Consider the following 1,435-nt stretch of genomic DNA (forward strand, 5'->3'; position numbering starts at 1 on the left):
AGCGGACTATCTCGACCTTGTTCTCGGTGAAAAACCTCACCCCATCCTTGCCCGTGGCGTGCAAGTCCCCATAGAAGGATTTCTTTATCCCGTTGAACGGCATGAACGCCATCGGCGCCGCTACTCCTATGTTGACCCCAAGCATCCCCGCCTCTATGCGCTCTCTGAAGTGCCTTACTGCCGCCCCACTCTCGGTGAAGATCGAGCAGGCGTTGCCAAAGGGTGATCCGTTGGTGAACTCTATGGCTTCATCCAGGTCGGGCACACGGACTACGGAGAGTACCGGCCCAAAGATCTCTTCTCTTGCTACCCGCATCTTGCCTGTTACCCGATCGAGGATCGTGGGCCCAAAGAAAAACCCTTCTTCTCTCGGTGGAATCCTCCCATCGAGTACTACTTCGGCTCCTTCTTGTTCTGCGAGGTCTACGTAGGAGCGCACCTTCTCTCTGTGGGAGTCTCTTATGAGGGGGGTAAGCTCGCTGCCTTCTTCGTAGCCAGGCCCTACCTTCATCTTACCTGCGGCTTCTTTTACCGCTCCTACGAGCCTGTCCTGCTCTTCTTCTTTTCCTACGGCTACAAGAACGCTTCCTGCCAGACACCTCTCTCCTGCGTTGCCATACGCTGAGGAGATGATGTTCGGGACAGCCTTCTCTAAGACCGCATCGGGCAGGACGATCATGGAGTTTTTGGCTCCCGCTAAAGCCTGTACCCTCTTTCCATGTGCGCATCCTTCTCTGTAGACGTATTCTGCTACAGGCTGAGATCCTACAAAGGAGATGGCTTTTATCCCGGGATGGGTGAGGATGGCATCAACCACCTCTTTGGCCCCGTTCACTATGTTGAAAACCCCTTCGGGCAAACCTGCCTCAAAGAGCAGCTCCCCTATCCTCTGCGAGCACAGAGGTGTCCTCTCGGAGGGTTTCAAGATGTAGGTGTTGCCCGCCCCTATGGCTATGGGAATCGTCCACATCGGCACCATGCACGGAAAGTTGAAGGGTGTGATCGCCGCTACCACCCCCAGAGGGTAGCGAAAGGAGAGGTTGTCTATCCCCCTCGCCACATCCCTCACCGTCTCACCCATCAAGAGGGTGGGCATCCCGCAGGCAAACTCAACCACCTCTATCGCACGCCTGACCTCTCCTGAGGCATCGTTTCTGTCCTTGCCGTTCTCCAGGGTGACAAGGGAGGAGAGCTCATCGAAGTTCTCCTCCATGAGCATCTTCAGGCGAAAGAGGATGCGTGCCCTCTCGACCACCGGGGTCGAAGACCACTCTGAGAAAGCCTCCTCCGCTGCCCTTACTGCTCTTTCCACATCCTCTTTTGTGGAGAGGGGGGTTTGGGCTATGACTTCTGCTGTAGCAGGGTTGTAGACGGGCTCTGTCGGCAGATCCTCCCTCTTCTGCCACTCCCCCCCGATGAGGTTGCGCACCTTCCA

The 1,435-nt window shown here is 56.3% G+C and carries 1 protein-coding gene; it reads right to left on the minus strand.

Annotated features, from left to right (window positions below):
* A partial coding sequence (locus tag PJB24_RS15765) for a CoA-acylating methylmalonate-semialdehyde dehydrogenase (RefSeq protein WP_337959029.1) occupies positions 1 to 1,429 on the minus strand: 1,429 nt, incomplete at its 3' end.
* Positions 1,430 to 1,435 lie beyond the last annotated feature (6 nt).

The organism is Rubrobacter calidifluminis (assembly GCF_028617075.1).
GTDB classification, from domain to species: Bacteria; Actinomycetota; Rubrobacteria; order Rubrobacterales; family Rubrobacteraceae; genus Rubrobacter_E; species Rubrobacter_E calidifluminis.